The sequence below is a fragment of the Nocardiopsis trehalosi NBRC 14201 genome, assembly GCF_001552555.1.
Taxonomy (GTDB): domain Bacteria; phylum Actinomycetota; class Actinomycetes; order Streptosporangiales; family Streptosporangiaceae; genus Nocardiopsis_B; species Nocardiopsis_B trehalosi.
Genome location: NZ_BCRK01000003.1, coordinates 14,595 through 40,696 on the forward strand (window position 1 = coordinate 14,595; position 26,102 = coordinate 40,696).

The following is a 26,102-nucleotide window of genomic DNA, read 5'->3' on the forward strand; positions in this document are numbered from 1 at the left end:
GCCCTTGCCACCCCTTCCCGAGGACGACACATGCCCGAGAGACAGGCCGAGCGGAGCGAGAAGCAGGGCGTTCACGGCTGGCGTGCCTTCTTCCTGATGTTCGGATGCGGGACGGTGGCCGCCTTGGTGATGGTCGGTGGTGTGGTCGGCGTGGTGCGGACCCTTACCTCGGATAGCGGTGTGTCCGGTGGTGAGCCGGGTGTCGTCGAGTCGCGGCAGCCCAGGGAGACCATGCCACCTGAACTCCTCGATCTATGCGAACTCGTCGAGGCGCAGAGCCTCATGTCCGCCTCCCCCTATAACCGCACGGAGGAGGACGACGACTACATGGACACCGCGACTGGAGGCGAGAGCGTCGACCCGCGTACCGTCAGCGACGAATGCGCGTGGGAGGTCACCGCCGGCTCCGCCAGTGTCTGGCAGTTCGAGCTTTCCTATCGAGCGTTCATCGAGACGGAGGGGCAGGAATCCCTTAGCGAACTGGCCGACGAGGAGTACCGGGGACGTGTCGATGCATCGGCCGACGAGGTTCCCCGGCCGGAAGCCGAGGGGCCGGTCGTAGGGATGCCCGGTGAGTCGTACTACCGATACCGGACGTCAAAGACCGGCGGCGACTCCTACGAACTCGTGCGGATCGTCAAGAGCGGTGTCTACGAGGTGCGGCTGAGCGGTCCCGACGAGTCGACGAGCGAGCCCGTGACGGAACAGGACTTTCGCCAGGAGTTGCTGCAGGCGACGCCGTTCCTGGACCGCGCCTTTGAACGGCACATCCCCGACGAGGTGGAGTGACCAGCGGGGGATCGGGGGCCGGTCGCCGCGCGGGCGTTGGTGCCATAGGGACTCACACCTGTTTGTTGAGGCGATGGCCTCGGTGAGGCGACCCGTTGGTCGTCGCAGATGGTCGTGCTCAGGTCGTGAACACATCGGTGAGTGTCGTCCGGAGTGTCCCCATGCGATCACTCAGGCACGAAAGTCGGTTGTGGCGGCCGGGGCGGGGACCGCGCGGCGGGCCGTTCGTCAGGTCAACCGGAAGTTCAACGGAAATGGGTGGCGGTCACCCTCGTGATCGCCTTGTCATTCCAGCATGCCCGAATCTGCGAGCACGGCCGTGGCCGCTTCCGGTCAGCCCCGTAGGGGCCGCTGATCACCCTGTGCGACCCGCCCCCGATCGGTACACTGAAATGCACGTGCATTCGCACATGCATGAACCCGCCGCGCCAGTGACGCGCCCGCCCGCCGCCGATCCCTTCCGATCCCGTCCTTCCGCTGGTACCGGTAGAGGGTCCACGGCGTGCGAGCGCGCCCGCTCGCCCCCATCACGTCGGAGGAAACCTGTGCACGCGGTCCTCATCGTCGTCGTCATCGTGCTGGTGGCGGCGCTCGCCTCGATGGTCTCCCTGCTGATCTCCTCGGCCTCGCGGTTGGCGTGGAACGAGTCGGCGGTCATGGCGGCGCGCACGTTCGCCTGCGCCGTGGGGGTGGCGACCGCGCTCGCCGGGGTGCTGTTCCTCGCGCTGTAGGCCACGGCCCCGACCGGCCGCCCCCGCGCTGCGCCTCCAGGCGCGCCGGCGGTGCCTACCGTCCCCTTCCCGCCCGTCCTTCACCGTCCCCGCAACGGCCCGCCGCCCCCGGACCGTCCCCGCCGCGTGGTACCCAACAAGTGCACACCACCGCACGCGAAGGGACCCCGATGACTCCAGAGCAGTTCGTCGACGTCGCCCTCTGGTTCCCGGAGTCGGTCGAGACCGAGCCGTTCGCCCCGGGCACCCCCGTCTACAAGGTCGCGGGCAAGATGTTCGCCCTGCTCTCCGACGACGGGCGCGGACCCGCCCGGGTCTCGCTGAAGTGCGAACCCGGCCTCGCCCTGGACCTGCGCGCCCAGTACCCGGGTGTGCTGCCCGGGTACCACCTCGACAAGCGGCACTGGAACACCGTGGTCCTCGACGGCGGCGTGCCCGACGACGAGGTGGTGGAGATGGTGTGGCACTCCTACCGCCAGGTCGTGAAAGGGCTGCGCCGGGCCGACCGCGACCGCCTCCTCGCGGTCCTCGGCGACGACATGCCCGACCTGCCCCCGCCGACCGAGGCGGGCGGGTCCTCCTGAGAGCACGGCGGAACGCCGCGCCCGGCAGACCTGGTCGCCCGATCAGGCCGACCCGCCCGCCCCCTCCGTTCCCTCCCGCCCGCCCCACAGCCCCGATCGGGCGGACCCACCTGACGGGACGCGGCGAACGCCGTGCCCGGCTACCCCGCCCGTCCGCCGACCGCGCCCGGCCTCCTGATGGCCACCGCGACGCCCTCCGCCGCCCCAGCACCCGGATCGGCGCGCCCGCCCGCTGCCGCCGCTACGGCAGCGCCACCGCCACCACCTGCGTCCGCTGCGAGGCGGAGAAGTTGTCGTCGCTCACCAGCACCAGCGTGCGCTCCCCGGAGGGCAGGTCGGGGCCCCAGGTCATCCCCTCGATGTTGTCGACGTGCTCCAGGCCCAGGTCGTCGAGGTCGGCGACCAGCTCCTTCTCGACCAGGCGCGGCGCACGGCGCGCGTCCTCGATCGACCGGAGCCGGGAGATATCGGTCGCCCCGCGCAGGTCCGCCCGGTAGATCCGGACCTCGTTGCCGACCCCCGCGACGTAGGCGCGCTCGACGACGAGCAGGCGACCGGGGTGCTCCGGGTCGGCCAGGATCTCGCTCACCCCGTTGTCGTAGGCTCCGCCGGCGGGTTCGGGCTCGGCGAAGACGGGGTCGACCGGGTAGCCGTACTGGGCCGTCCGGCGGCCCTGCCGGTCGCCGACGCTGAACCGGACGACGGCGCCCTGGTCGGGCGTCGCCACGGGGCCGTCCTGCAGCAGCGGGCCCTCCATCGACGTGACGAACCGGCCGTGCGGGGCGAACGTCAGCCCCTCGAAGGTGAGGTTGGCGCGCGGGCCGCGGTCGCCGTCGTCCATCCGCAGGTTGCGGGGGGTCGGCAGGACGCGCCGCGTGCGCCCGTCCCGGTCGGCGGCCCGGACCTGCGGGTCGAGCAGGACGGGGGTGTCGCCGTCGAGCCGCCGCTCGCCCTCCGTGGTCCACCACACGCCGCCGGTGGCGGGGTCGATCCGGATGGACTCGGGGTCCACGGCCCCGCGACCGCACGTCGCGGAACGGGGCGGGCAGGGGCGCTGCCCGGCGCCGGCCGCGGACAGCGGCGGGTAGGGGGCGCCGTCGGCGTCGCGGAGGGTGTGCACACCGGTGACGTCGACCGCGCCGACGCCGGACGCGTCGACCTGGATGTCGGCGGTGTAGAAGCGCGCGGGATTGCGATCGGACCGGTCGTCGCTGATGAGCACGTAGTCACCGGTGCGGGGGTCGCGGTCGATGCCGGACAGGCCGCCGAGGGCGGTGCCCTCGACCTCGGTACCGTGCGGCACCGTGACGGCGCCCAGCAGGCGCGGCGCGTCCGCCTCATCGGCGTGGGCGGAAGCGGGGACGGCGGCGGCGCCGAGGGCGAGGACACCCGCGGCGAGCAGGCGAACGGAGGTGATGGGCATACCGCCCATCCCACCACGATTCCGTTGCCCTTACCTGTCCGCGCGGTGACATGTCGGTACCCCGGCATGCCCGCCCCTGCGGGCGATCGAGTCCGCTGCCCGGCCGCCGCCGCGCCACGTTTCCTCGGGGACCCGACAGCGGACCGGTGCCCCGGACGCCCGCCCCTGCGGGCGATCGGAACCCGCTGTCCGGCTGCCACCGGCCCCGGCCCCTGCCTCAGCGGACCCGACAGCGGGCATCCCGACGGCCGGACCCGCTCATCCCCGTGGGAGCAGACGGCTCCACTCGCGGGCGGGGCGGGGGAGTCGGACGGCGACCTGGGTCCACTCCTCCGCGAGGAGGGCGCGGACCGCCGCGCCTCGGTCGACCCGGCCGCCTCCGGGCTCCGGCCCCCGGCCGGCCACCGCGAGGGCGCGGTCGAGGAGTTCCGTGGAGTCGGGCCGGTCGCCGGGGGACTTCGCCATGGCGGCGAGGACCAGGTCCTCCAGCGCGGGGGAGAGGCGGTCGAGGTCGGGCTCCTCCGCCAGCACCCGGCGGGCGAGCTCGCGCGGGTGGCCGTGGCCGAAGGGGTCGTGGGCGGCGGCGGCGAACGCGACCAGGCACCCCCACAGGAACACGTCCGACCGGTCGGTGACCGGTTCCCGGCGGTACTGCTCGGGGCTGATCCAGCCGGGGGTGCCGACACCGTCGGCGGGGCCGTGGGCGGTGCCGTCGCCGGCGGGGGCGGGGTCGGCGGAGATGCGGAGGGTGCGCAGCCGCCGGCGGAACCGGCGCACCCGCATCCACCGCGTCGGGTCTTCGCCGTCGGTAGGGCGGGCGATACCGAAGTCGAGCACCTTGGGGCCGACCGGTGAGATGACGACGTTGCTCGGCTTGAGGTCGCGGTGCACGACCCCGGCGGCGTGGATCGCGCGCAGCGCCTCGGCGGCGCCGACCGCCAACCCGTTCAGCATGCCGCCCCGCAGGGGCCCGTGCCGCTCGACGTGGTGCCGCACCGTGGGGCCGGGCACGTACTCGGTGACGAGCCACGGCACCTCGGCCTCGACGTCGGCCCGGACGAACCGCGCCACACACCCGCTGTTGACCCGCGCCAGCAACCGGGCCTCGTGCGCGAACCGGCGCCGGAACGCGGGGTCGGCCGCGTGCTCGGCGTGCACGACCTTCACGGCGAGGTACCCGTCGACGCCGTCCGCCACCCCGGCGTACACGGTGCCCATCCCGCCGGCCCCGATCCGCCCGACCAGCTCGAACCCCCCGACCCGCCGCGGATCCCCCTCCCCCAACCGCCCCAACCGCCGCACCCCGCGCGCCTTCACAGCGAGGCCTCCGCATCCGGGGCGTGGGTGGAGGGAACCGGCCGTGCCGATCGGCCGTGCGGACAGAGGGGTACCGCGCGCATGGGGCCGTCCAAGGCGTCGTCGGGGATCGTGCGGGGATTCTACGCGGCCGCGCGCGGCCGCCGGTGGCGGCAGCGGTCCCGCTCCGACTGGCGGGACGTCGGCGGGGCGCGGTAGGAACGATGCCGGGCCCCGCCCGCGGCGCACGCGGCCGCCGGGGCGGGCAGGGCGGGCAGCGGCAGCGCGGAGGGGGCGGACGGTGGCACAGGCGCGCGGGGCCGGTGGGGCTCCGGGGGTGTTGGAGGGGGTGTTGGAGAGGATCACCTTCGCCAATGAGGAGACCGGGTACACCGTGGCGAAGGTCGATGGGGGGCGTGGCGGGGATCTGGTGACCGTGGTGGGGGCGCTGCTGGGGGCGCAGCCGGGGGAGTCGCTGCGGATGCGGGGGCGGTGGGGTTCGCACCCGCAGTACGGGCGCCAGTTCCACGTCGACGACTACACCACCGTGCTGCCCGCCACGGTGCAGGGCGTCCGCCGGTACCTGGGGTCCGGGCTGGTCAAGGGCATCGGCCCGCGGTTGGCCGAGCGGATCGTGGACTACTTCGGGGTCGACGCGCTCGACGTCATCGAGCACACCCCCGAGCGGCTGATCGAGGTCCCCAAGCTCGGCCCGAAGCGCACCCGGCTCATCACCGAGGCGTGGGAGGAGCAGAAGGCCATCAAGGAGGTCATGGTCTTCCTCCAGGGCATCGAGGTGTCGACGTCGCTGGCAGTGCGCATCTACAAGAAGTACGGCGACGCGTCCATCACCGTGGTGCGCGAGGAGCCCTACCGGCTCGCCTCCGACGTGTGGGGCATCGGCTTCAAGACCGCCGACACGATCGCCCGCGCCGTCGGCATCCCGCACGACAGCCCGCAGCGGGTGATGGCCGGCATCCAGTTCACGCTCTCGGAGTCGACGTCGGACGGCCACTGCTACCTGCCCCAGGAGCGGTTGATCGCCGACGCGGTGAAGATCCTCCAGGTCGACTCCGGCCTGGTCATCGAGTGCCTGGCGGAGCTGGTGGCGCAGGAGGGGGTCGTGTCCGAGCGGGTCCCCGGCCCCGACGGGGAGCCGGTGACCGCCGTGTACCTGGTGCCGTTCCAGCGGGCCGAGGTGGCGCTGGCGGCGCAGCTGCGGGCGCTGCTGCGGGCCCCCGAGGACCGGCTGGGGGCGTTCACCGGCGTCGACTGGGAGCGGGCGCTGGGGTGGCTGCGGGAGCGCACCGGCGCCGACCTGGCGCCCGCGCAGGAGGCCGCCGTGCGGCTGGCGCTGACCGAGAAGGTCGCGGTGCTCACCGGCGGCCCCGGGTGCGGCAAGTCGTTCACGGTGGCGTCGGTGATCCGGCTGGCGGCCGCGAAGCGGGCGAAGATCATCCTCGCCGCCCCCACCGGCCGGGCGGCCAAGCGGATGACCGAGCTGACCGGGCACGAGGCGTCGACCGTCCACCGCCTGCTGGAGCTGAAGCCCGGCGGCGACGCCACCTACGACCGCGACCGCCCGCTCGACTGCGACCTGCTCGTGGTCGACGAGGCGTCCATGCTCGACCTGCTGCTGGCGAACAAGCTCGCGAAGGCGGTACCTCCCGGGGCGCACCTGCTGCTGGTCGGCGACGTCGACCAGCTCCCGTCGGTGGGCGCCGGCCAGGTGCTGCGCGACCTGCTCGCGGCCGGGGCCCCGGCCGAGGAGGTCCTGGAGGGCCTGCCCGAGGACGGTATCGAGTCGGGCACCGGTGTGGTGGGCGGAGCCGTGTCGGGCGGCGAGGACGCCGGTGTTCCGGCCGGCGGCCGCCGGCCTGTCGGCGGCCGAGCCGGAGGCGGCGCCGAGTCGGGCGCCGGTGTGGTGGGTGGGGCCGTGCCGGGCGGCGAGGACGCCGGTGTTCCGGCCGACGGTGGACGCGGACCTGGTGGCCAGGTCGTGGCCCGGGTCGGTCCCGGCCCCGATTTCCTGTCCGATGCCGGACCCGTGCCGCTCGCCGGCTCCGGCTCCCGTTCCGGCTTCGAGGGCGATCGCGCCGACGAGGGGGCCGCCGCGGTGGGTGCGCCCGGCTCGGCCGATGCGCACGACGGGCACCGGCAGCACGGGCAGCACCCTCAACGCCCAGCGCACACGACGCAGCCCGCTCGTCCGGCGCGCGCGTCCGGCCGGTCGGGTGGTCGAGCGGCAGCCGGGATCCCGCACGTGCGGCTGACGCACGTGTTCCGCCAGGCGCAGCAGTCCGGGGTGGTGGTCAACGCGCACCGGGTCAACACGGGCCGCCCGCCCGAGACCGAGGGGATGTCCGACTTCTTCCTGTTCGCCTGCGAGGAGACCGACGCCGCCGCGGAGCTGACGGTCGACGTGGTGGCGCGTCGCATCCCGCGCAGGTTCGGACTCGACCCGCGGCGCGACGTGCAGGTGCTGACCCCGGTGCACCGGGGCCCGGCCGGCGCGGGCAACCTCAACACGCTCCTCCAGGAGGCGCTGACCCCGGCGCGCGAGGGCGTGCCCGAGCGCCGGTTCGGGGGCCGGGTGTTCCGCGTCGGCGACAAGGTCACCCAGGTCAGGAACAACTACGACAAGGGAGCGAACGGCGTCTTCAACGGCACACTCGGTGTCATCACAGGTATCGACTCCGACGAGCAGCGGCTCACCGTACGCACCGACGAGGACGAGGAGGTGCCGTACGAGTTCGCCGAACTGGACGAGCTGGCGCACGCCTACGCGGTCACCGTCCACCGTTCGCAGGGCAGTGAGTACCCCGCCGTGGTGATCCCGGTCACGACGAGCGCCTGGATGATGCTCCAGCGGAACCTGCTCTACACCGCCATCACGCGCGCGAAGCGGCTGGTCGTCCTGGTGGGCTCGCGCCGGGCGATCGCCCAGGCGGTGCGGAACGCGACCGCCGGACGGCGCCACACCGCCCTGGCGCACCGGCTGGCCGACCTGTGATGACCGACCTCTGACCACCCTCTGATCGACGGGCCGTCCGCCGCCTGGGCGGGGTCGGGGCGTCGTGCCGGGGGGCGTTGTGGGTGTTTCGGGGGGTCGTGGGGGTGTTGTGTCGATCCGGGGTTGGAGTGGGTTCCGGTACCGGCTCGGTCGTCGGGCGGTAATCGGGCCTCCGTATCGGGCCGGCGGCCGGGCCTCTGCGCGGGTTTTCCGCGAAGCCGCCCGCAGGGCTTCGGCATCGGGTTCTCGCGTCGGCGCCGCCGAGGGTCTTCGCTGCGGGCCGCCCCTCAGGGCGCAGCTCGGTCCGGCACGGTGCCCCCGCCCGGGTGTCGGTCCGCAGCTTTCCCCCGCTGGAAGCGGGCCGGTATCGAGGCGCGGCGGCGCCCCGGTCGACGGGCGATCCCCCGATAGCGCCCATACGCCATCAATGCCGCCAACCGCGATGAGTCGTATTTGTCGTTATTCTGCGCTTCGTCTTTATGCCGTCATACCCGACTTATCGGGCGGGCGTCTGCTGTGCGCCGATAATTCGCGCGGATTCGTGCGTCCGGACAAATGAAAACACCGCCCGTGTCCCCTAACGTTGTTCAGGCGACACCGCGGGGCCGACCCCCTCTCCCGGCACCCGGTGTCGCCCGGCCGCGCTGCGTCCGTCCTCTCCCGGACGCGGTCCGCGGCCCGGTCAGGGCCGCCGTCCCGCCGGGGTCGGTTCGGCCCCGCCCCCTCCTGTGTCGCGGAAAGGGCGGGACGGCGGTCCTGGTCGCACGCGTGTCCCCCAGGGCTCATCTCGACTTTTTCGAGTTTCCGCCCCGCGGGCCCTGACGTGTGAATAGGCTCCCCTTGTGAGTCGGAAACCCGGGCGGATTCTGCGGAACCGGCGTCGGTGTCGGTATTCGCCGACGGCGCTCCGCGGCCTCGGCCCCCGGTGCGCGCCGCGCGCCGGGGCCTCCGCCCGCCTCCGGTTCCACCCCGCGCCGCCCCTCGTGGTCGGCGCTCCGGGACTTCCTTCCCCCGGCGCTGCGGTCGCGCCGGGCCAGTAGCCACCCCGGACGCTGACGCTCTTTCCACTCCCCCCGGAGAGCGTCGGCACCCCTCGGGCGCCGGCCCACCGGTCGGCGCCCGAGGGGCCAGCCCGTCCCGGCACCCCGCCCGCTCTGCTCGTCCCGGCCGACCCGGCCGGCCCCACCCGCGCGGCCGTGCCCCCGCGTGACCGCGCCGTGACGTTGTGATCGAATGGTGACCTTTTCCGGGAAACCCGTTTGCGGTGGTCGGCGTCGGGGGTATGAGCCACGCTGGCGGCGGGACTCCCGCCGCTCTCCCCGCCCCGCGGCCCCACCACCGCGGGACCGCACGGAAAGGCCAGCACTCGTGGGTACCCTCTCGTGGCTCAACGGCTCCGCCCCGACCTCCCCCGCCGACGCCGTCCGGCGCCTGCACGGCCACCTCGCGGCCACCGGCGCGCAGCGGATGTACGCGGGTGAGCGGTCGTCGGTGGCGCTGCTGTCGGTCCGCGCCGGGCTCACCGTGTGGTGCATGCGGGGCGCGTTCCACTGGCGCGACGAGCAGGGCGAGGCCCGCACCCACCCCGCCGCCGACCCCGAGGGCGCCGCGCGCCGCCTCACCGGCGCCCACCACACGGGCCGCGAGCGCACCGCCGCCTGACCGCGCCGGGCGTCGACCGCCCCGCTACGGTTGCCCCGTGAGCGACCCCCAGATCGTCGTCGGCGCCGCTATCATCCGCGGCGGCGCCCTGCTCGCCGCACAGCGCGCCCAGCCGCCGTCGCTGCGCGGCCGCTGGGAGCTGCCCGGCGGCAAGGTCGATCCCGGCGAGACCGACATCGAGGCCCTCGTCCGCGAGTGCCGCGAGGAACTCGGCGTGTGCATCCGGCCGCTGCGGCGCATCGGCGGCGACGTCGCGTTCCCGCGCCGCCCGCAGGGCCCGTCGGCGGTGCTGCGGGTGTGGACCGCCGACCTGGTCGACGGCGAACCCGCGGCGCTGGAGCACCTCGCGCTGCGCTGGCTGCGCGCCGAGGCGCTGACCGACGTCGACTGGCTCCCCGCCGACGTCCCCTTCCTCGACGCGATCCGCCCGCACCTCGGCGGCTGACTCCGCCGACCGCCGGTGGCGCCACCATTCGGCGCCTTGGCCGGCCGGCCCCGTTCTCCGGGGCGCCTCGGCTCGATCCCGCCCCCGGGCGTCGCTCCGTCTTCCGTGACCGGCCCGCACCCGCGCTCCGGCCCGGCCGCGCCGCCGGCCGTCCCGCCGTACGCCCGCTCCGCCCCTGGTGGGAGCACGTGCCTCCGCCGTCCGGCCCGTTCGCGCGCCCGCCGCCCGCGCCCCCGGTTCTCCGCCGTGCCGCCGCCCCGCCGTCGGCCGCCCGCCCCCGCGACACCCCGGGGGCCCGGTGCCAGCACATAAACTGAGAATCGTCCGCGGGTGCCGCGGTACTTCCCAGCAGATGAGATCGAGACTTTCGCATGTCCACCGCAACGCCCGTCGAGGGCTCCGCACGCCGGACCGACCTCCGCAACGTCGCCATCGTCGCGCACGTCGACCACGGCAAGACCACGCTCGTCGACGCCATGCTGTGGCAGTCGGGGGTCTTCCGCGCCAACCAGGACGTCGACGAACGCGTCATGGACTCCAACGACCTGGAGCGCGAGAAGGGCATCACCATTCTCGCGAAGAACACCGCGGTCCACTACACCACCCCTGAGGGCGACGACGTCGTCATCAACATCATCGACACCCCGGGCCACGCCGACTTCGGCGGCGAGGTCGAGCGCGGCCTGTCCATGGTCGACGGGGTGGTGCTGCTGGTCGACGCCAGTGAGGGCCCGCTGCCGCAGACCCGGTTCGTGCTGCGCAAGGCGCTCGCCGCGAAGCTCCCGGTGATCCTGGTCATCAACAAGGTCGACCGCCCCGACAGCCGGATCGCCGAGGTCGTCGACGACACCTACGAGCTGTTCCTCGACCTCGACGCCGACGAGGCCCAGATCGACTTCCCGATCGTCTACGCCTGCGCCCGCGACGGCAAGGCGTCCCTGCAGCGCCCCGCCAACGGCACGGTGCCCGACAACGACAACCTGGTGCCGCTGTTCAGCACCATCCTCGACACCATCCCGGCCCCCGAGTACCAGCCGGGCGCCCCGCTCCAGGCGCACGTCACCAACCTCGACGCCTCCCCGTTCCTGGGCCGGCTGGCGCTGTGCCGGGTACAGCAGGGCGAGCTCCGCAAGGGCCAGCAGGTGGCGTGGATACGCGCCGACGGCACCACCCGCCAGGTCAAGATCACCGAGCTGCTGATGACCGACGGCCTGGAGCGCAAGCCCGCCGAGGTGGGCGGCCCCGGCGACATCATCGCGATCGCCGGCATCCCGGACATCATGATCGGCGAGACCCTCGCCGACCCCGAGGACCCGCGCCCGCTGCCGCTCATCACCGTCGACGAGCCCGCCATCTCCATGACGATCGGCACCAACACCTCGCCGCTCGTCGGCAAGGTCAAGGGCGCCAAGGTCACCGCCCGCCTGGTCAAGGACCGGCTCGACCGCGAACTCGTCGGCAACGTGTCGCTGCGCGTCCTCAACACCGAGCGCCCCGACACCTGGGAGGTGCAGGGCCGCGGCGAGCTGGCGCTGGCCATCCTGGTCGAGCAGATGCGCCGCGAGGGCTACGAGCTGACCGTCGGCAAGCCGCAGGTGGTCACCAAGGAGATCGACGGCAAGGTGCACGAGCCGGTCGAGCGCCTGACGGTCGACGCGCCCGAGGAGTACATGGGCGCCATCACCCAGCTCCTCAGCGTCCGCAAGGGCCGCATGGAGAACATGACGAACCACGGCACGGGCTGGATCCGCATGGACTGGCTGGTGCCGTCGCGCGGTCTCATCGGCTTCCGCACCGAGTTCCTCACCGAGACCCGCGGCAGCGGCATCGCCCACCACGTGTTCGAGAAGTTCGAGCCGTGGTTCGGCGAGCTGCGCACCCGCCCCAACGGGTCGATGGTGGCCGACCGCAGCGGGCAGGCCGTCGCGTTCGCCATGTTCAACCTCCAGGAGCGCGGCATCATGTTCGTGGAGCCCGGGACCGAGGTGTACGAGGGCATGATCGTCGGCGAGAACTCGCGCGCCGACGACATGGACGTCAACATCACCAAGGAGAAGAAGCTCACCAACATGCGCTCCTCCACCGGTGACGAACTGGTGCGCCTGGTGCCGCCGCGCAAGCTCTCCCTGGAGCAGGCGCTGGAGTTCTGCCGCGAGGACGAGTGCGTCGAGGTCACCCCCGAGGCCGTGCGCATCCGCAAGGTCGTGCTCGACCAGAAGGAGCGCGGCCGCATCACCGCGCACAAGAAGCGGGGCTGACCCGTCCGGTCCGGCGGCGGCCGGGGCACCGCGCCCCGGCCGCCGGCTCCGGCCGGCCCCGCGTCAGCCCGCCGCCACCGCCGCGCGCCCGGTGTGGGCCAGGACCGCCTCCGCCAGCGGGGCGTGCGCCTCGGCCGGCAGCGTGTGCCCCATGCCCGGCACCTCCAGGTACTCCGCGCCGGGGATCTCGGCCGCGATCAGCCGCCCGTGCCCCGGCTTCACCGGTTCCTCGGACCCCTCCACGACCAGGGTCGGCGCGGTGATCCCGCCCAGCGCGTCCTCCGGTTCGAAGTGGGGGTGGCCGGCCGCAGCCCGCCGGTGGTTGGCCTCCGACCCCGGCACCCGGGCCCGGTCGTAGAGCCGCTCCTCCACCGCCCGCTGCGCGTCGGCGTCGAACGGCAGCGCCGGGCCGTGCAGCACCCGCGCCACCTCCACCTGGAAGTCGACGTACTCCGCGCGGGTGGCGGGCGGCGGTGCGGTGGCCGCCCGCTGGAACAGCTCGGTGAACGCGGCCTTCGGCGGCGGCAGCGCGCCCGCGTCCTGCGGTTCGCCCATCAGCGCCCGCAGCACCACCTCGCCCTCGCGGCGGCCCAGCGGCGACGCGCCGATGACCGTCAGCGTCGCCACCCGCTCGGGGCGGGTGACGGCGATCCACTGGCCGAGCAGGCCGCCCGCCGAGTGACCCACGATGTGCGCCGCGCCGATCCCGAGGGCGTCGAGCAGGCCGATCGCGTCGTCGCGGATGTCGGTCCACGTGTAGGGGTGGGCGTCGAAGTCCACGGCGGTGGACCGCCCGGTGTCGCGGTGGTCGTAGCGGATGACCCGCCGCCCGCCCGCCGCCAGTCGGCCGACGAACGCGTCGGGCCACACGTGGCCCTGCGACATCGACCCCATGATGAGCAGGACCGGCGGGCCGTCCGGGTCGCCGAACTCCTCGACCCACAGCTCCACGTCGCCGATTTCGACCGTTCTCCCCGTTGCCGTCATGCGTGTGGCCTCCCGTTTCCCGTTCCGTCCTGCGATGCCCCTACTCTCCCGCGCCGGGCACGGGGCGGCATCCGTAGGACCACGGGGGTCTACGGGGCCCGTGGTGCGGGCTCCGCCCCGGTACCGGCGGCGGACACCATGCGGGCGAGTTCGGTCCGCGTGGCCACCCCGAGCTTGGGATACGCCTTGTACAGGTGGTATTCGACGGTGCGCGGGCTGAGGAACAGCCGGGCGGCCACCTCCCGGTTGGACGCCCCCTCCGCGACCAGGCGGGCGATGCGCAGCTCCTGCGGGGTGAGCGCGTCGAGCGCGGCGGGCGCGGCCCGCTCCGGCGCCTCCCCGGCCGCGCGCAGCTCCGCCGCCGCCCGCCGCTCCCACGGGGCCATGCCGAGCCGGCCGAACGCCTCGGCGGCGGCCCGCAGGTGCGGCCGCGCCTCGGCGGCCCGGCGGGCGCGGCGCAGCCGCTCCCCGAGCAGCAGTCCGGTGCGGGCCCGGTCGACCTCGGCGCCGCCGTCGCCGGCGAGGAGGTCCAGCGCCTCCGCGTAGCGGTCGGCGGCGGCCGCGTCGTCCTCGGCGACCAGGCCGTGGCAGCGGGCGCGCATCGCGCGGGCGCGCGGGGTGGCGGCGCCCGCCGACCAGCCGTCCAGGAACGCGGCGGCGGCGCGGGCGGCCCCGTGGTCGCCCGCCGCCACCGCGGCCTCCACCCGGTCGGCGGTCGACCCCCACACCGTGATGGGGTGCCCGGCGCCGGGGCCGGCCGCCGCGATCGCCGTCAGCCGCTCGTGGGCGGGGGCGAACCGGCCCAGGCCCAGGTCGAGCAGTGCCAGGGCGTAGGAGGCGATGGACGCGCGCAACCCCACCCGGTGCGGGATCGCGGTCGCCAGCGCCGCGTGGGCCCGCTCCCGGCACGCGTCCTCGCGGCCGCGCAGGGCGTCCACCATCGCCAGGTTGGCCAGGTGGGCGGCGGCGGAGTTGACGTATCCGGCCTCGCGGGCCAGCTCCAGGCCCTCCTCGGCGACGGCGGCGCTCAGCGACAGCCGCCCGTTCATGCGCTCGCCGGTGGCGACCAGCTCCAGGACCGCGGGCAGGGTGCCCGACATGCCCGACATGCGGGCGATCTGTCCCGCCCGTTCGACGTACACCGCCGCCGCGTCGGCCTCCCCGAGGTGGCTGGCCGCCGTCCCCGCCCACAGCAGCTCCGCCGCCCCGGCGCCGTCCGGCAGCGCCGCCAGCGCCCGGCGGACCCGGTCGGCGCCCCGCTCCGGAGCGCCGCCGCGCAGCTCACCGATGCCGGCGAGCACCTCCCGCAGGTAGGCGGTCGACGGGTCGGCCGGGGCGGGCAGGCCGGCCGCGCGGCGGCCGAGGTCGACCGTCGCGGCGAGGTCGCCGACGTGCGAGGCGGCCTCCGCCGCGTCGGCGAGCAGCGCCAGCGCACGTTCGGGGTCGCCGCCCTCGGCGGCCCGTTCGGCGGCGGCGCCGAAGACGCGCAGCGCCTCGGCGGCGTCGCCGGAGTGCACCTCGAACCGGCCGTGCAGCCGGTCCAGGTCGGCGCGCAGCCTGGGGTCGCGGGCGTCGGCGCGGGCCGCCGCGAGCCGGCCGCGCGCCAGGCCGGGGCGGCCGCCGAGCCAGGCGGTGCGGGCGGCCTCGGCCGACCTGCGGGCGCGCTCCTCGGGGTCGGGGGTCAGGTCGGCGGCGCGGGCGAAGGCGTCGGCGGCGTCGGCGAAGCCGCCCCGGTCCCGGTCGCGGGCGGCGGCCGCGGCGAGCGCCGTCGCGGTGCCGGCGTCGGGGGCGGTCGCGGCGGCGGCGCGGTGCCGGGCGGCGCGGTCGGGGTCGCCCGCCGCGTCGAAGGCGTCGGCGAGCGCGGTGTGGGCCCGCCGCCGCAGCACGGGGCCGGCGGCCGTGGACACGGCCGAGCGCACGAGCGGGTGGCGGAAGCGGAGCGCGGCGCCGTCGGTGGCGACCAGCCCGGCCGCCTCGGCCGCGTCGAGGGCGTCGGGGCCGGCGCCCAGCCGCCGGGCGGCGTCGCGGACCGGCCCGGGGGCGCCGCCGCCCAGGGCGGCGGCGAGGAGCGCGCGCCGGGTGGGGTCGGGCAGCCGCGCCACCGCCGCGCCGAACAGGTCGTCGGCGGCCGTTCCCCCGGGCAGCGGGTCGGGCAGCGGGGCGGCGCCGGTGAGCTGGTCGGCGGTGAGCAGGTCCGCGGCCTCGCCCACGGCGAGGGGGTTGCCGCCGGTCAGTTCGGCGACGCGGGCGGCCACCCGGGGGTCCGGCGGGACGGCGGCGCGGTCGGCGAGGACGGCGGCCGCCGCCGCGGTGTCGAGGCGGGGGACGGCGAGGTCGGGCAGGCCGCGCAGCAGGTGCCGGGCGTCGGGGGTGTCGCGGACGGCCACCAGCAGGCCGACGCCCTCGCCGGAGAGGCGGCGCGCGGTGAACAGGAGCGCGTCGGTGGAGGCGCGGTCGCACCACTGGACGTCGTCGACGAGGCAGAGGACCCCGCTGTCGGCGGCGGCCTCGGTCAGCAGCGAGAGCACCCCGGCGGAGACGAGGAAGCGGTCGTCCGTGCGGGCCTCGGCCAGGCCGAGCGCCCCGCGCACGGCGTCGCGCTGTCCAGCGGGCAGCGCGTCGGCCAGGTGGGCGACCGGCCGCAGCAACTGGTGGAGCGCCGAGAACGCCAGCCCGGATTCGGCCTCGACCCCGGAGGCCCGCAACACCCGCACCGCCCCACCGCCTCCACGCCCACGGCCGCCGGGACCGTCGGCCGGCCCTGCGCCGAGGGCGCCGCCCGGTCGAGCGTCGGGGGCGCTCACCGGGCCGGGCGCCGTGCGCCGGCCCTGGCCGCCGGTGGCGGCGGCGCGCGTGGAGCGCTCGGCGCCGTCGTCGGCCGCACGGCCGTCCGTGCGGCCGGGACCGGCGGCACCGGCCGCGCCCGTATCGGCGGCGCCCGGACCCCCACCCGGTTCACCGGGTCCGGCCGCCAGTTCGGCGGCGTGGTCGAGCAGCGCCGACTTCCCGGCACCGGGGTCGCCGCGCAGCACCAGTACCCGCCCGGCCCCGCCGCGCACCCCGTCGACCAGCTCGCGGACGGCCGCACACTCGGCCGTCCGTCCCCGCAGCTCCGTCATCTCCCTCGGCGCCGGCCCCGCACCGTCGCCGCCCCCTCTCATCCGCCCGGACTGTACCGCCCACCGGGCCGCCCGCGCGCAGGCGCCCCGCCGAACGGCTCCGGCGATCGGACCCGGTCAGGCCTCGGGTGAGCGGAGGGGGTCCAGCACCGACATGAAGTTGTCGCCGCCGTGGCCCCGGGCGGCGGCGCGGGCCGCCAGGTCGGCGAGGGCGCGCGGCAGGGAGGAGTCGATGCCGCGCTCGTCGCCGGCGCCGATCACGTGCTCCAGCGCCGTCCGGTTCATCTCCAGCGTGCCCTGCGCTCCGGGGAAGCGCCCGCGGTCCACATCGGGGGCGGCGGCGGTGATGATCGGGTGTACGACGGACGGCAGGAACCAGCCGACGGCGAGGTCCGCGAACTCCTCGACGCGGACCCCCGCCGTCCCGGTCAGCGCGGCGGCGTGCAGGAAGCCGGTCACCGTGGCGTACATCAGGCCCAGCAGCGCCGTGTTCTGCAGGACGGCCAGCCCCGGGTCGGCCCCCAGGTGGCGGGGGCCGCCGAGGGCGTCGAGCACCTCACGGTGGGCGTCGAAGACGGCGCCGGGCCCGCTGTAGAGGACGACGGAGTCCGGGCCGCCGATGACGTGCGGCGGCACCATGATCGCCCCGTCCAGGTACGCCGCCCCCCGCGCGGTCGCGTCGGCGGACGCGGCCGCCGCCTCGGCCGGGGTCCCGGAGGCCAGGTTGACCAGGGTCCGGCCGCCGAGGTCGACGCCGGAGAGCACCGACGCGAGGGCCGCGTAGTCGGCGAGGGCGACGACGGCGACCGGGCTCGCGGCCAGGGCGGCGGCCGCCGTCGGCGCCGTCCGGGCACCTCGGGCGGCGACGTCCGCGGCCTTCGCCGCGGTCCGGTTCCACACGGTCACGGGATGGCCCGCGCGCAGCAGCGCGTCGGTGAGGGCGGTGCCGATGGGGCCGAGGCCCAGGACGGTGACGGGTTCACGATCGGCGGCGGGGGCGGGGGCGGGGGCGGGGGAGGGCGCGGCGGAGGCGCCGGCGAACGGGGCGGTCATGCCGCGACGCTACGGTCTCACATCGATGTGAGGGTCAAGCCGTATCCTGTGACCATGGTCCGCATGGGTATCGGTGAACTGTCGCGCCGCTCCGGGGTCAGCCCGCGGCTGCTGCGCTACTACGAGGAGCAGGGCCTGCTCGCGCCGGAGCGGCTCGCGAGCGGGTACCGCGCCTACACGGAGGACGACGTCGACACGGTCCGGCGCATCCGGATGCTGCTCGCCGCCGGCCTGAACACGGCCACCATCGCCGGGGTGCTGCCGTGTGTGACCGACACGGACGGCGCGCTCGCCCCCGGGTGCGCGGGGGTGGCCGACGACCTGCGGCGCGAACGCGCCCGGCTCGACCGGGCCGTGGCCGACCTGCTGGCGGCCCGCGACACCCTCGACGGCATCCTCACCGGCGCCCCCGCCGGCGAGGCGGCGCGCCCTTCTCCCGTCGACGCCTGACCGACGCCCGGCAGCGGGGCCGGACCGGCCCCGGCCGACGGGGCCGGGGGCCGGGCGGGGGTCAGTCGTCCTCGTCCTTGACCTCGTGGAGGCGGCCGGTGCGGACGTCGAACACGAACGCCCGGATGTCGTCGTCGTGCGGAATCGCCGGGTCGAGGCGGATGCGGCGCACACACTGCCGCACCTCCGCGTAGGGGTCGGGGAAGGTCTCGGCGGCCCAGTCGGGGCGCACGCCGGTCTCCTCCTGGATGCGCCGCTTGAACTCGGTCTCGTCGAACGTGGTCATCCCGCACTCGGTGTGGTGGATGAGGATGATCCGGTTCGTCCCGAGTTCGCGCTGGCTGACCGCGAGGCTGCGCCGGGTGTCGGCGGTGACCGTGCCGCCCGCGTTGCGCATGATGTGCGCGTCCCCCTCCTTCAGCCCCAGCAGCGCGTAGGGGTTGAGGCGGGCGTCCATGCACGCGACGACGGCGAGCCGCTGGGCGGGGCGGCCGGACTCTCGGGGTTCGAAGGTGCGCGCGTACTCCTCGGCGCGGGCCAGGACGCCGTCCGTGTCGGTCATGGGTTCTCCTCGTCGGGCGCCGCGCTGCCGTCGGCGCGCGGCGGGTAGGTCGGACGGCGGAATTCTACGGGGGCCGGCCTCCCACGGCGGGAGAAGGGCACGTGGCGTGCGGCGGCGCCGAGGGTGGTCACGGCAGGACCAGGCTGGGCGCCGACCCGGCCGTCCGCCGCGCGGGAGAATGCCTCCGCTCCCCGTTCCCCCTGTGAAGGACCGCGATGTACCGACGCCGCCTCGTGCCGCTGTGCACCGCCGTCGCGGCCCTGGCCGCCGCCACCGCGTGCGGCGGCGACGCCCCGGGGACCGCGCCGCAGACCGAGTCCACGGCGTCGGCGCCCTCGCCGAGCCCGTCCCCGGACCCGTCCGCCCCGCCCGCCGACGCCGACCCGGCACCGCCGGGGTCCGAGCGGTCCCCCGATGCCCTCGCCGACCATCCGCTCGCGGGCTCCTGGGAGGGGCCCGTCAACAGCGACGGTTCCGTGCCCGAGATCACCGTGGCGCCCGTCGGCACCGCCGAGCTGCTGTCGAGCGGGCACACCTGCCAGGGCCGCACCGAGCCGCTGGGCGGCGAGTACCGCATCGAGTTCGGCCGGTGCGTCGTCCCGCTCCCGCCGGGCCGGGAGCGCCTGGTCGAGGGCGGTGACACCATGGAGATCGTGATCGACGGCGTGTCCGAGGAGTGGGTGCGCGTCGACGGCCCGTGAGCCGCCCCGGCCGTGCCCGTCGCCACCGCTCCGGCCCAGCCGTCTCCGGCCCTACCGCTCCCGGGCCCCGCTGACAGTGGATACCGGCGCCTCCGGGTCCGTCCCGTCGCCGGGTGGGGGAACCGCCGGGACCGGGGCGGGCGCCCCGGCGCGGACGGTGGCGAGGTAGTCCGCGACCGCGTCGCGGTTGCGGGTGAGGCAGGAGATCCGGTCGTCCATGCGGGCGAGTTCGTGTTCGAGCGTGGCCAGCATCTCCGGCGTGGGGTCGGGGAAGTGGATCGTGCACGGCCGGTCCAGGCAGGGCAGGACCAGCCGGATGAGCCGGGTGGGCAGGCCCGAGTCGAGCAGCCCGCGGATCTGCCGCACCCGGTCGACCAGCCGCTCGTCGTAGTCGCGGTACCCGTTGGGCAGGCGGTCGGGGGCGATCAGCCCCTGCTCCTCGTAGTACCGCAGCAGCCGCCGCGGCGTCCCCGTCCGCTCCGACAGCTCCCCGATGCGCATGTGACCGGCCTCCCACTCCACCGCATTGACCTTCACATCAATGGCAGGGTCTGAGCATACGGGCATGAGCGACGCCCCTCCCCGCACCGTCCACCCCGTCCACCCCGCCCGTCTCGCCCGTCTCGCCGAGGGCGGCGGCACCGGCCGCCTCCCCCTCGCCGCCCTGCTGGCGCTGTCCACCACCGTCTTCGCCACCAGCCTCACCGAGACCCTGCCCGCCGGGGTGCTGCCCGCCATGGCCGGCGACCTCGGCGTCGGCACCTCCACCATGGGCCAGTCCGTCACCGTCTACGCCCTCGGCACCGCCCTGACCGCGATCCCGCTCGCCGCCGCCACCGCGGCCTGGCGCCGCCGCCGCCTCCTGCTGGCGGCGGTGGTCGCGTTCGCCGTCGCCAACACCGTCACGGCCGTGTCCGCCGACATCACCCTCACCCTGGTGGCCCGGTTCGCCGCCGGGATGGCCGCCGGCCTGGCGTGGGCGCTGCTCGCCGGGTACGCCCGGGGACTTGCCCCCGCGCATCTGCGCGGGCGGGCGGTCGCCATCGCCATGGCCGGGGTACCGGTGGCCCTGTCCCTGGGGGTGCCCGCCGGGACCCTGCTCGGCGGGGTGCTCGGCTGGCGCTGGGCGTTCGGCCTGATGACCGTGCTCACCGTGGTCCTCGTCGGCTGGATCGCCCTCGCGGTCCCGGACCGGCCGGGCACGGGACGCGCCGCCCGCCCCGCCGTCCGGGCGACCCTGGCGGTGCCGGGGGTGGCCCCGGTGCTCGCCGTGACCCTCGTGTTCGTGCTCGCGCACACGGTCCTCTACACCTACGTCGCCGTGTTCCTCGGCCGCGTCGGCATGGCCGGGCAGGTCGACCGGGTGCTGCTCGTGTTCGGCGTGGCGTCGCTGGTCAGCGTGGCGGTCGTGGGCGCCCGGGTCGACCGGCGGCCGCGCGCGCTCACCATCGCCGCCACCCTGCTCGTGGCGGCGGGCGCCGCCGCGCTCGCGGCGCCGGCGCTCGGCCCCGCCGGGGTCTACGCGGCGGCGGCGCTGTGGGGCCTCGGCTGGGGCGGCGCCCCCACGCTGCTGCAGACGGCGGTCGGCGACGCGGGCGGCCGCGCGGCCGACACCGCCCAGGCGATGCTCGTCAGCCTGTGGAACGCGGCCATGGCGGGCGGCGGGGTGGTCGGCGGGCTGCTGCTCGACCGGTTCGGCGCTGCGGCCCTGCCGTGGACGGTGCTCGCGCTGGTGCTGCCGTCGGCGGCCGTGGTGGTGGCCGCGCGCCGCAACGGGTTCCCCGCCGCGCGGGCGGCGTCCGACGGGTGACCCCCGCCCGCCGCCCGGGCGGCCGGGGGCCGGGCGTGTCGCCCGGCCCCCGGCGGGGCTACTCGTCGAGCCCGGTGGAGGGGCGGCGGGTGTTCGGCACGATCGGGGTATCGGCGCCCTTGCGCAGCCCGATGCGGCTGCCCAGCCACACCAGCGGGTCGTACTTGCGGTCGGCCACCCGCTCCTTCAGGGGGATCAGCGCGTTGTCGGTGATCTTGATGTGCTCGGGGCACACCTCCGTGCAGCACTTGGTGATGTTGCAGTAGCCCAGCCCGAACTCGTCCTGGGCGATCATCCGCCGGTCGGCGGTGTCCTCCGGGTGCATCTCCAGCTCGGCGGCGCGCATCAGGAACCGGGGGCCGGAGAAGTGCTCCTTGTTCTCCTCGTGGTCGCGGATCACGTGGCACACGTTGTTGCACAGGAAGCACTCGATGCACTTGCGGAACTCCTGCGAGCGCTCCACGTCGACCTGCGCCATGCGGAAGTCGCCCGGCGCCGTGGCCGGGTCGGGCGTGAACGAGGGGATCTCGCGGGCCTTCTGGTAGTTGTACGACACGTCGCACACCAGGTCGCGGATGACCGGGAAGGTGCGCATCGGCGTGACGGTGATGGGCTCCTCGGGTTCGAACGTGCTCATCCGCGTCATGCAGGACAGCCGCGGCCGCCCGTTGATCTCCATGGAGCACGACCCGCACTTGCCCGCCTTGCAGTTCCACCGCACGGCCAGGTCGGGCGCCTGCGTGGCCTGCAACCGGTGCAGGATGTCGAGGACGACCTCGCCCTCGTTGACCTCGACCTCGTACTCGGCGAGCGCGCCCTCGCCGTCGCCGCGCCACACGCGGAACATGCGCTTGGTGGTCATTCGTCCGCCTCCTTCGCGGTCTCCGCAGGGGCCGCCGCGGCAGCGGGCAGCTCCTCCTCGGTCAGGTACTTCGCCAGCTCGCCGCGCTCGAACAGCTCCAGCAGGTCGGGCCGGAGCGGGTCGAGCGGCTGCCGGCGCAGCGCCACCCCGTCGCCGCGCAGCGACGCCACCAGGTTGATCCGCCGCCACTCCGGCGACATCGACGGGAAGTCGTCGCGGGTGTGCCCGCCGCGCGACTCCTCGCGCTCCAGCGCGGCCCGCGCGATCGCCTCCGACACCATCAGCATGTTGCGCAGGTCCAGTGCCAGGTGCCAGCCCGGGTTGTAGACCCGGCCGCCCTCGGCGCGCACGCCCGCCACCCGCTCGCGCAGCTTCTCCAGCGACTCCAGCGCCTGCGCGATCTCCGGCCCGCGCCGGATGATCCCGACCAGGTCGTTCATCGTCTGCTGCAGCTCCTGGTGCAGCGCGTAGGGGGACTCCCCGGTGTCGCGGCGCAGCGGGGCCGCGGCCTCCTCGGCCGCCGCCGCGACGTCGGCCTCACTCACCCGGGGCCGCTCACCGCCGAGCCCGTCGAGGTAGGCGGCCGCGCCCAGGCCGCACCGGCGCCCGAACACCAGCAGGTCCGACAGCGAGTTGCCGCCCAGCCGGTTGGACCCGTGCATGCCTCCGGCGACCTCGCCCGCCGCGAACAGCCCCGGCACCAGCGCCGCCCCGGTGTCGGCGTCGACCTCGACCCCGCCCATGACGTAGTGGCAGGTCGGCCCGACCTCCATGGGCTCCGCCGTGATGTCGACGTCCGCCAGCTCCTTGAACTGGTGGTGCATCGACGGCAGCCGCCGCATGATCTCCTCGGCGGGCAGCCGGGTGGACACGTCGAGGAACACGCCGCCGTGCGGCGACCCGCGCCCCTCCTTCACCTCGTTGTTGATGGCCCGCGCGACCTCGTCGCGGGGCAGCAGCTCGGGGGGCCGCCGGTGTCCGCCGGGGTCGGTGTACCAGCCGTCGGCCTCGTCCTCGGTCTCGGCGTACTGCGACCGGAACACGTCGGGCACGTAGCGGAACATGAACCGCTCGCCCTCGCTGTTGCGCAGCACCCCGCCGTCGCCGCGCACCGACTCGGTGACGAGGATGCCCTTCACCGACGGCGGCCAGACCATCCCCGTGGGGTGGAACTGGACGAACTCCATGTTGAGCAGGGTCGCCCCGGCGCGCAGCGCCAGCGCGTGGCCGTCGCCGGTGTACTCCCAGGAGTTGGAGGTGACCTTGAACGACTTGCCGATGCCGCCGGTGGCGAGGATGACCGCGGGCGCCTCGAACAGCACCGTGTCGCCGGTCTCGCGCACGTAGCCGAACGCCCCGGCGATCCGCTCGCCGTCCTTGAGCAGCTCGGTCACCGTGGTCTCGGCGAACACCTTCAGCATGGCCTCGGGGTCGCCGAACTCCGCGGCGTCGGCCTGCTGGAGCTGCACCACCCGCTGCTGGAGGGTGCGGATCAGCTCCAGTCCGGTGCGGTCGCCGACGTGCGCCAGGCGCGGGTACTCGTGCCCGCCGAAGTTGCGCTGGCTGATCCGGCCGTCCTTGGTCCGGTCGAACAGCGCCCCCCAGTACTCCAGCTCCAGGATGCGCTCGGGGGACTCCTTGGCGTGCAGCTCGGCCATGCGGGGGTTGTTGAGGAACTTGCCGCCGCGGATGGTGTCGCGGAAGTGCACCCGCCAGTCGTCGCGGGAGTTGACGTTGCCCAGGGCGGCGGCCGCGCCGCCCTCGGCCATCACCGTGTGGGCCTTGCCGAACAGCGACTTGGAGATGATCGCGGTCCGCTTGCCCTGCTGGCGCGCCTCGACGGCGGCGCGCAGCCCGGCGCCGCCGGCGCCGATCACCACCACGTCGTAGGTGTGCCGTTGAATCTCGGACATTCGCCTGTCTTTCGCTCGCGCGGTACTCGCGGTGCCGGGCGCCCCGTCGCGGCGGGCGCGCGGCCGCCGTGGCGTCCGCGTCGGGAGGGGGTCAGTTGTAGATGCGCAGGTCGGTGACCGTCCCGCTGGCCACCAGGGCGACGTAGAGGTCGGTCAGCATGAGGGTGCCGAGGGTGATCCAGGCGAACGTCATGTGCCGGGTGTTGAGCGCGGAGATCCACGTCCACAGGCGGTAGCGCACCGGGTGGCGGCCGAAGCTGCTCAGCCGCCCGCCGAACGCGTGCCGGCAGGAGTGGCAGCTCAGCGTGTACGCCCACAGCAGCACCACGTTGACGATGAGCACCAGGTTGCCCACGCCCAGCCCGAAGCCGCCGTCGGCGCCGTGCAGCAGCGCGACCACGGCGTCGTAGGTGTTCACCAGGGAGATCAGCACCGCGATGTAGAAGAAGTAGCGGTGCAGGTTCTGGCCGATCATCGGGAACCGGGACTCGCCGGTGTAGCGGGCGTGCGGTTCGCGGACGGCGCAGGCGGTGGGGGACTGCCAGATCGAGCGGTAGTACGCCTTCCGGTAGTAGTAGCAGGTGAACCGGAACAGCAGCAGGAACGGCAGGCTCACCAGCGCGTAGGGCAGGAACCAGGGGAACTCGAACGGGAGGGTCCCGAACACCGCCGACCCGGGCGCGCACGACGCCGACAGGCACGGCGAGTAGAACGGCGTCAGGTAGTGGTATTCGGCCACCCAGTAGTGGTCCTGCTGGAACACCCGCGCGGTGGCGTATATGACGAAGGTGGCCAGCCCCAGGGTGGTCAGCAGGGGGCCGACCCACCAGCGGTCGGTGCGGAACGTGCGTTGTGCTATTCGGGCGCGCTTCAGGCCGGAGCGTTCCGGCGGGGGCAGCGTCGATGTCATTTCCCGGCGTCTCCATCTCGGGCGGAGACCGGTCCGGTGGATCGCCTCGGTGCGCGGGGTCGCGCTCCGCCCCGCGTTCCGCCGATTCGCCCGCGCGGGCCGGCCGCGTTCCGCAGTGCACCCGGCCCGCGAGGCGGACCGGCTGGATCGTCGCGTGTTTGGCCCCGTGCCGCCGGCGCGGACGGGCCGATCCGCACCGCGCGGAAATGGCGCGGACGGCTCAGGGAAGCCACGTTAGGCCGGGGCGATCACGATAACAGCAAGAAATTTACGCGAAATGGATGTGAAAAATGCCACTCTCGGGAATGCGCACCGAGCGGTTTATTCCCTTGTGGGGGAAAAGTGTTTTATGTGCCTAATGTGAATGATGGTGACATTGAGGCGGTTGGGGCTGATGCGTCGCTTTTTCCGAGCGGGAAAGTAAGCCCAGCCTTCATTTGCGGAATCTATCGGAAACGGCGGCGAATTCGGTCCGACCGCGTTCCGCGCGCCGGGTGATCCGCGTCCCATCCGGGTCCACCGGCCCCCTGGCCCATGTGCCGGCCCGGCCCCACCGGCCCTCACGCCGTCAGCGGCGCGATGACCTCCAGGTCCTCGCCCAGCTCGTCGCGCGTCAGGTGGGTCAGGTAGGTCATCAGGTGGCGGCGGAACGCCTTGGCGGTGTGCGAGGGGTCGACGTCCTTGCGGTGCGCGAGCGCGATCGTGCGCAGCAGCCGCGGCCGCGCCAGCGGCACCCCCTGCAGCCCCGGCCGGTTCTTCAGCACCATGCTCGGCACCACCGCGATGCCCAGCCCCGCCTCCACGAACCGCAGCACCGCGTCCATCTCGCCGCCCTCCACCGCCAGGTGCGGCTCGAACCCCGCCGCCCGACAGGCGTGCAGCGTCGCCTCGCGCACGTCGTAGCCGCGGCGGAACATCACCAGCGGCCGGTCGCGGAGTTCGGTGATCCGCATGGACGCCCCGTCGACGGCGGGGGAGGGGGCGCCGGCCGCGCTGACCACCACCAGGTTCTCCCGCAGGATGGGCGTGGTGACGAACGCGGGGTCGCTGCTCTGCAGCGGGAGGATGATCAGGGCGAGGTCGAGTTCGCCCTTGCCGAGCGCGCGGATGAGGTCGCGCGACCCGCTCTCCTCCACCTGCAACTCGATGCCGGGGAACCGGCCGTGGAACCCGGCGAGCGCGTCGGCCAGCAGCCCCGCGCACAGCGAGGGGGTGGCGCCCAGCCGGACCCGGCCCCGCCGCATCCCCGCCAGCTCCTGCACCTCGCGGCGGGCGGTCTCCAGGTCGGTGAGGATGCGCTGGGCCAGCGGGAGCAGGGCCTCGCCGGCCGGGGTGAGTGTGATATTTCCCCGGGCGCGGCGGAACAGGGGCGCCCCGAGGTCCTCCTCCAGGGCCCGGATCTGCTTGCTCAGCGACGGCTGTGCGACGCGGGAAAGCTCGGCTGCGCGGGTGAAATGCCGCGTCTCGGCCACCGCGAGGAAGTAGGCCAGCTGCTGGAACTGCATGCCCATAGCCTACGGCTATGGTCACCAGC

At 74.8% G+C, this 26,102-nt stretch carries 21 protein-coding genes; 10 read left to right on the forward strand and 11 right to left on the reverse strand.

The features are described 5' to 3' along the window. Positions 1-30 precede the first annotated feature (30 nt). The 3 genes from NT8_RS01050 to NT8_RS01060 all read left to right on the forward strand — a co-directional run bounded on the left by NT8_RS01050 (position 31) and on the right by NT8_RS01060 (position 2,104). Positions 31-789: a hypothetical protein gene (locus NT8_RS01050; protein WP_067962987.1), complete on the forward strand. Its 759-nt coding sequence runs from the start codon at positions 31-33 to the stop codon at positions 787-789. A 545-nt stretch (positions 790-1,334) separates the two neighbouring features. Then, on the forward strand, positions 1,335-1,520 hold the full coding sequence (locus tag NT8_RS01055) for a hypothetical protein (protein WP_067962990.1): 186 nt from the start codon (positions 1,335-1,337) through the stop codon (positions 1,518-1,520). A gap of 170 nt (positions 1,521-1,690) precedes the next feature. Next, a complete protein-coding gene (locus tag NT8_RS01060) occupies positions 1,691-2,104 on the forward strand; it encodes an MmcQ/YjbR family DNA-binding protein (RefSeq protein WP_067962992.1) in 414 nt (137 codons plus the stop codon). Positions 2,105-2,345: 241 nt separating this feature from the next. Here NT8_RS01060 and NT8_RS01065 read toward each other — a convergent pair whose 3' ends face one another. Together NT8_RS01065 and NT8_RS01070 are read right to left on the reverse strand one after the other, a co-directional pair. After that, on the reverse strand, positions 2,346-3,527 hold the full coding sequence (locus NT8_RS01065; protein ID WP_157515433.1) for an esterase-like activity of phytase family protein: 1,182 nt from the start codon (positions 3,525-3,527) through the stop codon (positions 2,346-2,348). A gap of 258 nt (positions 3,528-3,785) precedes the next feature. Beyond that, a complete protein-coding gene (locus NT8_RS01070; RefSeq protein WP_067963004.1) occupies positions 3,786-4,844 on the reverse strand; it encodes a serine/threonine-protein kinase in 1,059 nt (352 codons plus the stop codon). A 280-nt stretch (positions 4,845-5,124) separates the two neighbouring features. Here NT8_RS01070 and recD2 point away from each other — a divergent pair, with 280 nt between their 5' ends. From recD2 to typA, 4 genes are all read left to right on the forward strand, one after another. Next, positions 5,125-7,836 (forward strand): SF1B family DNA helicase RecD2, encoded by a 2,712-nt coding sequence (gene recD2, locus NT8_RS30525; protein ID WP_394326553.1) that lies wholly within the window; start codon positions 5,125-5,127, stop codon positions 7,834-7,836. Between the two features lie 1,368 nt (positions 7,837-9,204). Beyond that, the gene (locus NT8_RS30530; RefSeq protein ID WP_067963007.1) at positions 9,205-9,498 is read left to right on the forward strand and encodes a hypothetical protein; all 294 of its coding nucleotides are present in this window, start codon (positions 9,205-9,207) and stop codon (positions 9,496-9,498) included. Between the two features lie 37 nt (positions 9,499-9,535). Further along, the gene (locus NT8_RS30535; protein WP_067963010.1) at positions 9,536-9,943 is read left to right on the forward strand and encodes a (deoxy)nucleoside triphosphate pyrophosphohydrolase; all 408 of its coding nucleotides are present in this window, start codon (positions 9,536-9,538) and stop codon (positions 9,941-9,943) included. Positions 9,944-10,314: 371 nt separating this feature from the next. Then, on the forward strand, positions 10,315-12,201 hold the full coding sequence (typA, locus tag NT8_RS01095) for a translational GTPase TypA (RefSeq protein ID WP_067963012.1): 1,887 nt from the start codon (positions 10,315-10,317) through the stop codon (positions 12,199-12,201). Between the two features lie 63 nt (positions 12,202-12,264). Here typA and NT8_RS01100 read toward each other — a convergent pair whose 3' ends face one another. From NT8_RS01100 to NT8_RS01110, 3 genes are all read right to left on the reverse strand, one after another. Beyond that, positions 12,265-13,188, reverse strand: a complete 924-nt coding sequence (locus NT8_RS01100) for an alpha/beta fold hydrolase (RefSeq protein WP_157515431.1) — start codon at positions 13,186-13,188, stop codon at positions 12,265-12,267. Positions 13,189-13,277: 89 nt separating this feature from the next. After that, positions 13,278-16,307, reverse strand: a complete 3,030-nt coding sequence (locus NT8_RS31145; protein ID WP_067963015.1) for a helix-turn-helix transcriptional regulator — start codon at positions 16,305-16,307, stop codon at positions 13,278-13,280. Positions 16,308-16,424: 117 nt separating this feature from the next. Continuing rightward, positions 16,425-17,360, reverse strand: coding sequence for an imine reductase family protein (locus NT8_RS01110; protein ID WP_084468547.1), 936 nt, complete (start codon positions 17,358-17,360; stop codon positions 16,425-16,427). Between the two features lie 63 nt (positions 17,361-17,423). Between NT8_RS01110 and NT8_RS01115 the strand changes: the two genes are divergently transcribed. Continuing rightward, positions 17,424-17,810 carry a MerR family transcriptional regulator gene (locus NT8_RS01115; protein ID WP_067963145.1) on the forward strand — a complete coding sequence of 129 codons (387 nt, stop codon included), beginning with the start codon at positions 17,424-17,426 and terminating at the stop codon, positions 17,808-17,810. Between the two features lie 61 nt (positions 17,811-17,871). On the opposite strand, the gene NT8_RS01120 is transcribed toward NT8_RS01115, so the two are convergent. After that, positions 17,872-18,372, reverse strand: a complete 501-nt coding sequence (locus NT8_RS01120) for a beta-class carbonic anhydrase (protein WP_067963018.1) — start codon at positions 18,370-18,372, stop codon at positions 17,872-17,874. Between the two features lie 215 nt (positions 18,373-18,587). Here NT8_RS01120 and NT8_RS01125 point away from each other — a divergent pair, with 215 nt between their 5' ends. Next, positions 18,588-19,073, forward strand: coding sequence for a hypothetical protein (locus tag NT8_RS01125; RefSeq protein ID WP_067963023.1), 486 nt, complete (start codon positions 18,588-18,590; stop codon positions 19,071-19,073). A 51-nt stretch (positions 19,074-19,124) separates the two neighbouring features. Here NT8_RS01125 and NT8_RS01130 read toward each other — a convergent pair whose 3' ends face one another. Beyond that, positions 19,125-19,574, reverse strand: coding sequence for a MerR family transcriptional regulator (locus NT8_RS01130; protein ID WP_067963026.1), 450 nt, complete (start codon positions 19,572-19,574; stop codon positions 19,125-19,127). 64 nt (positions 19,575-19,638) lie between these two features. Between NT8_RS01130 and NT8_RS01135 the strand changes: the two genes are divergently transcribed. After that, positions 19,639-20,883, forward strand: a complete 1,245-nt coding sequence (locus NT8_RS01135) for an MFS transporter (protein ID WP_084468548.1) — start codon at positions 19,639-19,641, stop codon at positions 20,881-20,883. Positions 20,884-20,941: 58 nt separating this feature from the next. Here the strand turns inward: NT8_RS01135 and NT8_RS01140 are convergent, their stop codons facing one another. The 4 genes from NT8_RS01140 to NT8_RS01155 all read right to left on the reverse strand — a co-directional run bounded on the left by NT8_RS01140 (position 20,942) and on the right by NT8_RS01155 (position 26,073). Beyond that, positions 20,942-21,745 (reverse strand): succinate dehydrogenase/fumarate reductase iron-sulfur subunit, encoded by an 804-nt coding sequence (locus tag NT8_RS01140; RefSeq protein WP_067963028.1) that lies wholly within the window; start codon positions 21,743-21,745, stop codon positions 20,942-20,944. Then, positions 21,742-23,658, reverse strand: coding sequence for a fumarate reductase/succinate dehydrogenase flavoprotein subunit (locus NT8_RS01145; RefSeq protein WP_067963031.1), 1,917 nt, complete (start codon positions 23,656-23,658; stop codon positions 21,742-21,744). The genes NT8_RS01140 and NT8_RS01145 overlap by 4 nt, the downstream gene beginning before the upstream one ends. A gap of 91 nt (positions 23,659-23,749) precedes the next feature. Then, the gene (locus NT8_RS01150; protein WP_067963034.1) at positions 23,750-24,568 is read right to left on the reverse strand and encodes a hypothetical protein; all 819 of its coding nucleotides are present in this window, start codon (positions 24,566-24,568) and stop codon (positions 23,750-23,752) included. A gap of 560 nt (positions 24,569-25,128) precedes the next feature. Further along, positions 25,129-26,073 carry a LysR family transcriptional regulator gene (locus NT8_RS01155; RefSeq protein ID WP_067963150.1) on the reverse strand — a complete coding sequence of 315 codons (945 nt, stop codon included), beginning with the start codon at positions 26,071-26,073 and terminating at the stop codon, positions 25,129-25,131. Positions 26,074-26,102 lie beyond the last annotated feature (29 nt).